The organism is Pedobacter frigidisoli (assembly GCF_004331675.1).
In the GTDB taxonomy this organism is placed as follows: domain Bacteria; phylum Bacteroidota; class Bacteroidia; order Sphingobacteriales; family Sphingobacteriaceae; genus Pedobacter; species Pedobacter frigidisoli.
In genome coordinates this window covers 1-4,285 of the sequence record NZ_SJSN01000043.1, presented here as the reverse complement: position 1 = coordinate 4,285, position 4,285 = coordinate 1, and the positions used below count along the sequence as shown (strand labels likewise).

Below are 4,285 nucleotides of genomic sequence, written 5' to 3'. Positions count from 1 at the left end.
TGTTGCGTATTATAGAGCTTATCCATATAACGATAGATTTTACCCAAATGAAGATCTTCGTCAAAATGTGCCTTCAGGTATTCAATCGTTGCAGATTTGCTCATAGGCTGATCTAGTCTTGAGATAACCAGTTGTCTCAGGATATAATCATCTATCGCATCATATCCAATTGAATCATATACTCTATTTAGTATAAGCTGAGTGCCATTGTGAAGGATATTTTCAATATTGGAAAGCAGGAGGTTGGTAACGTACGCTTCATCTGTCTCCTGGGTATGCTGCTCGAATAAACCTTCTCCTTTCACCTGATTATCTGCCCAGATCTTGCCTTCCTTGTAAAAACGTTCAATCTCGGCCTCATCCCTAGAGACACCAATTGTCTTAACCTCCTTAAATTTACCTTGAACCTTGACCGCTACCACAATGCTAGTGGTGCCAGAACGGTTCTTTTTTTTGCGAACAAACATGCCTAAAGATAGTTCTTAATCGCCTTACGTCACCCAAATTGGCGATGCAAATACCGTAACTAACATAAGATCAAGTCGTTGTGAAATTTATTAAAAAATCATGGCGAAGTCAGGATAAGTCTGCAAAGGTCGGTTTTTTAACCTTATAAATTATTGCTCACCTAAAGTTAATTTCGAGGTATTAAAATTTGTAATTATTGTGTCTTAATAAGAAGCACCAAAAAATGCATATTTACTTTACAGCTGTAAAATATTCTTCCTTCTCTGACGTATGTGTTCTAATTACGTTGGTAAGAATCAAATTTACCAATACCTTTTGTGCCTTGCGATAAGAACACCTTAACAGTTTACTAAATTCCTTGAGTGTTATCTTTTCATTTTCTGCCAGATATTCCAAAAGTTTTTTTTCGTTATCTGAATAGGAGATAAGCACACCATTATTTTTGTGATCTTGTTTTAAAACTTCTAAAATGATGCGACTTGCTAAAACGCTTTTATCATCTAATCGAATGTATGCCCACCATTTTTTTTGGTCATCTAAGGCGTAATGAGGTTTGGTGTCGCTTTCTGGGATGTTTACAACCAAAACCAATTTATCATCAACATAAATTTCCTCGAAATAAGGCTCGATAGCGGGCTTACAAAACTGATGTGCCGAGGTTAGAATCATATATTTCTCTTCCTCTTCAGATTTTACACCTTTAATTGATCCATCATCAGCTACACCAACTAAGAGTTTACCGCCCTTATTGTTGGCGAAAGCAACTAGGCTCTTCGCAATTTTTTCGGTATTCGTTATGGTTTTTTTAAAATCAAGCCTGACACCCTCACCCTGCAAAATCAAACTTTTAATACTAGGCATAAAAATAGATTAATAAGCAACTCTTGGCGTTTCGCCTTGATGCAGGTTTCGGATATAAACTTCATTCATCACGGTAGCACAAAGCTCCCCATCCTTATTCGTAATTTCCATTGGATAGGCCTTAACAAATTTACCTACGGTTTTCAAGGCCAGTGCTGCTTCAGTAATCATTTCATCGGTAACTCTGATGGTGAAATACAAGTTAGAACGACCTGGTTTTAAATATTGTATAGATGCACTTTTTAACCAAACCCGAACCTTAAAACCTCTTCTTTGCATTAACTGGTCAAAAAGTAGGGCATAGAAAGGATCTGTAGCAGCATAAATTGTACCACCGAAAATAGAACCATTGTAATTCTTGTTTAGAAAACTTTTACTTAGCTTAACCGTACATGTTCTAAATTCATCCTCAAAATTCTGAACCCAGATGCGCTGAAAAAATAGGGGCGGATAAAAGCGCATTACCCATTTCAGGGTATTTTGAGAAATAATCATATTTACTAATATCAGAAAGATTTATCACCTTTTAAAGTTTTAAGGATGATGTTTTGGTAATATTTTAGTAAATTAGAATCATGCATGTTTACGATACCGTTACAGCCGCTTTGGCCGACCTTGATAGCCGAGGCTATAATCTCGATTTCAATTTAACACCAGAAAATTTGGAATGTAAGGAGATAGATTTACAATTAATGCCTGAAGAATTTGAGATTGATGAAGTTCATCGATTTGAGGGAATGACCGATCCTGCCGATAGTTCAGTCGTGTATGCAATTTCCTCAAATGTTGGCAATCTAAAAGGAGTTTTAGTTAATGGATATGGTGTTTATGCAGAAAATGTTTCGCCAGAATTGCTAAATAAGTTGAAAATTCATCATGACTGATATTACTTAAAGGATTAAGCAATTACCACTTACAATTTTTAATTATGTGCTTAACAAAATTATGTTGAACGGGTAATATTTTAGTTAAAAATGCTAATTAACAGATAAATACATTCTTTATTTGAGCAAATAAGGAAAAAAAAATAAAACCAAATGAATATAACGTTGTTAGCTTTATAGATAACAATAAAAAACTATGAAAAAAATAATCTTAAGTCTTGCTTTTGCTGGTACATTAATGATTGCCACATCAGCATGCAATTCGTCTAAAAATATGGCTGGATCTTCAGACAGTACGATGACGGATTCTACAACTACACCGATGGATACAACTAAGACGACCACGCCGCCTGATACATCGAAAACAATGCCACCTGATACAACAAAAAAAATGCCTCCAATGTAGGTAGATAAAAGCCACTCTAAACCAAGAGTGGCTTTTATTTTTAATATCTATTTCATTTATTTGAGCTTATTTGTATTTTCAGCAATTAAACCAAATATTGAAATGGATTCGCAATCAAAGAACAACAACCGCAATGTAATTTTCTTAGTTATAGTGGCCGCCTTAGGGTACTTTGTAGATATTTACGATCTTGTTCTTTTCTCAGTAGTTCGTGTTCAAAGTTTAACAGAAATTGGTGTATCAGCAAAAGATATGCAGTCTGATGGTTTTCTAATCATTAATTCTCAAATGTTCGGGCTTCTTTTGGGCGGAATACTATGGGGTGTTCTAGGCGATAAACTCGGTAGGATAAAAGTTCTTTTCGGTTCAATTCTTTTATATTCATTAGCAAACATTGCAAATGGCTTCGTAACTACAGTTAATAGCTATGCCATTGTTAGATTTATTGCAGGCATAGGTTTGGCAGGAGAACTTGGCGCTGGGATTACACTTGTTGCAGAAACAATGGATAAAGAGAAGCGTGGCTATGGAACAATGATTGTTGGCGCAATTGGCCTTTTAGGAGCTGCAGTGGCCGCAACTGTTGCTTCAAAATACACTTGGCAAACTTCATATTTCGTAGGTGGTGGAATGGGATTGGTTCTTCTTCTTCTTCGTGTTGGTACATTCGAATCTGGAATGTTTAAACATGCAGCCAACCAAAAAGAAGTTTCCAAAGGAAATTTTTTCATGCTCTTTAATGATAGAAAACGATTTTTAAAATACCTCTATTGCATATTAATAGGAATTCCATTATGGTTTGTAGTGGGGATCTTAGTTACTTTGGCACCTGAGTTTGGAAAAGCGCTTGGTGCAACAGAACCATTAAAAGCTGGGACAGGAATTATGTTTACTTATTTTGGTATCGCCATTGGCGATGTGGTAACTGGATTATTATCCCAAGTTCTAAAATCAAGAAAAAAAACTGTTTTCATTTTCCATTTACTGTCGGTCGTAAGTGTTAGTGTTTATTTAACCAGTTTTGGGTTAAGCAGTGGCTCTTTCATCTGGATTTGCTTATTTATGGGCTTTTCGGTGGGTTATTGGGCAACATTCGTAACTATAGCCTCAGAACAGTTTGGAACAAATATTAGGGCGACAGTTACTACCACCGCACCAAACTTTGTTAGAGGAGCACTCATCCCCATTACTTTTCTCTTCGAATTTCTGGCCAAAAGATATAGTTTAATTACTGCGGGATATATGGTGATGGCGCTTTTAACCATTATTGCGATGTTTGGCTTAAGTCAGCTTAAGGAGAGTTTCAACAAAGATTTAGATTATCTGGAAGAATAAAAATTTTTAAACAGTGAATTTCGGACTCTAGACGTAAGCAGCCTACGAAGTCCATATTTTAATTGACCCTCCAGATGTTTTTCTTTGAAAAAAAATAAATTCATGAAAACATCAGAAGAAAAAATGTTAGCCGTTGAGGCTTGGCGTGTAAGTGGCATGACCCAGCAGGAATATTGTAAGACCCTTGGGGTAAAACGCACCACTTTTGCCAATTGGGTATCCCGCAACAAACGGAAAAGGGCTGTTTCTAACTTTGTCAGGGTTACTGCCACAACTGTTATCACACCAACACTTATCGATGTTGTCTATCCAAACGGGGTAATCGTTAAGG

General features: G+C 36.2%; 6 protein-coding genes and 1 pseudogene. 4 read left to right on the top strand and 3 right to left on the bottom strand.

From position 1 onward, the window contains the following. From EZ449_RS22320 to EZ449_RS22310, 3 genes and pseudogenes are all read right to left on the bottom strand, one after another. Positions 1–467 (bottom strand): annotated as a pseudogene (locus EZ449_RS22320) (IS1634 family transposase); the annotation flags it as partial. 232 nt (positions 468–699) lie between these two features. After that, a complete protein-coding gene (locus tag EZ449_RS22315) occupies positions 700–1,329 on the bottom strand; it encodes an AlbA family DNA-binding domain-containing protein (RefSeq protein ID WP_131563090.1) in 630 nt (209 codons plus the stop codon). A gap of 9 nt (positions 1,330–1,338) precedes the next feature. Then, positions 1,339–1,824, bottom strand: coding sequence for a DUF4442 domain-containing protein (locus EZ449_RS22310; protein ID WP_131563088.1), 486 nt, complete (start codon positions 1,822–1,824; stop codon positions 1,339–1,341). An 80-nt stretch (positions 1,825–1,904) separates the two neighbouring features. On the opposite strand from EZ449_RS22310, the gene EZ449_RS22305 reads away from it, so the two are divergent. The 4 genes from EZ449_RS22305 to tnpA form a co-directional block, all read left to right on the top strand. Further along, positions 1,905–2,213, top strand: coding sequence for a phosphoribosylpyrophosphate synthetase (locus EZ449_RS22305; RefSeq protein ID WP_131563087.1), 309 nt, complete (start codon positions 1,905–1,907; stop codon positions 2,211–2,213). A 196-nt stretch (positions 2,214–2,409) separates the two neighbouring features. Then, positions 2,410–2,619: a coproporphyrinogen III oxidase gene (locus tag EZ449_RS22300; RefSeq protein WP_131563085.1), complete on the top strand. Its 210-nt coding sequence runs from the start codon at positions 2,410–2,412 to the stop codon at positions 2,617–2,619. Positions 2,620–2,721: 102 nt separating this feature from the next. Beyond that, positions 2,722–3,954: an MFS transporter gene (locus tag EZ449_RS22295; protein ID WP_131563083.1), complete on the top strand. Its 1,233-nt coding sequence runs from the start codon at positions 2,722–2,724 to the stop codon at positions 3,952–3,954. Between the two features lie 102 nt (positions 3,955–4,056). After that, positions 4,057–4,285: IS66 family insertion sequence element accessory protein TnpA (tnpA, locus tag EZ449_RS22290; RefSeq protein WP_131562947.1), on the top strand; the 229-nt coding region annotated here is incomplete at its 3' end.

Bases quoted from the DNA above. Each gene is read 5' to 3' on its own strand.
- EZ449_RS22315 (WP_131563090.1), bottom strand. From the start codon at position 1,329: ATGCCTAGTATTAAAAGTTTGATTTTGCAGGGTGAGGGTGTCAGGCTT.
- EZ449_RS22310 (WP_131563088.1), bottom strand. From the start codon at position 1,824: ATGATTATTTCTCAAAATACCCTGAAATGGGTAATGCGCTTTTATCCG.
- EZ449_RS22305 (WP_131563087.1), top strand. From the start codon at position 1,905: ATGCATGTTTACGATACCGTTACAGCCGCTTTGGCCGACCTTGATAGC.
- EZ449_RS22300 (WP_131563085.1), top strand. From the start codon at position 2,410: ATGAAAAAAATAATCTTAAGTCTTGCTTTTGCTGGTACATTAATGATT.
- EZ449_RS22295 (WP_131563083.1), top strand. From the start codon at position 2,722: ATGGATTCGCAATCAAAGAACAACAACCGCAATGTAATTTTCTTAGTT.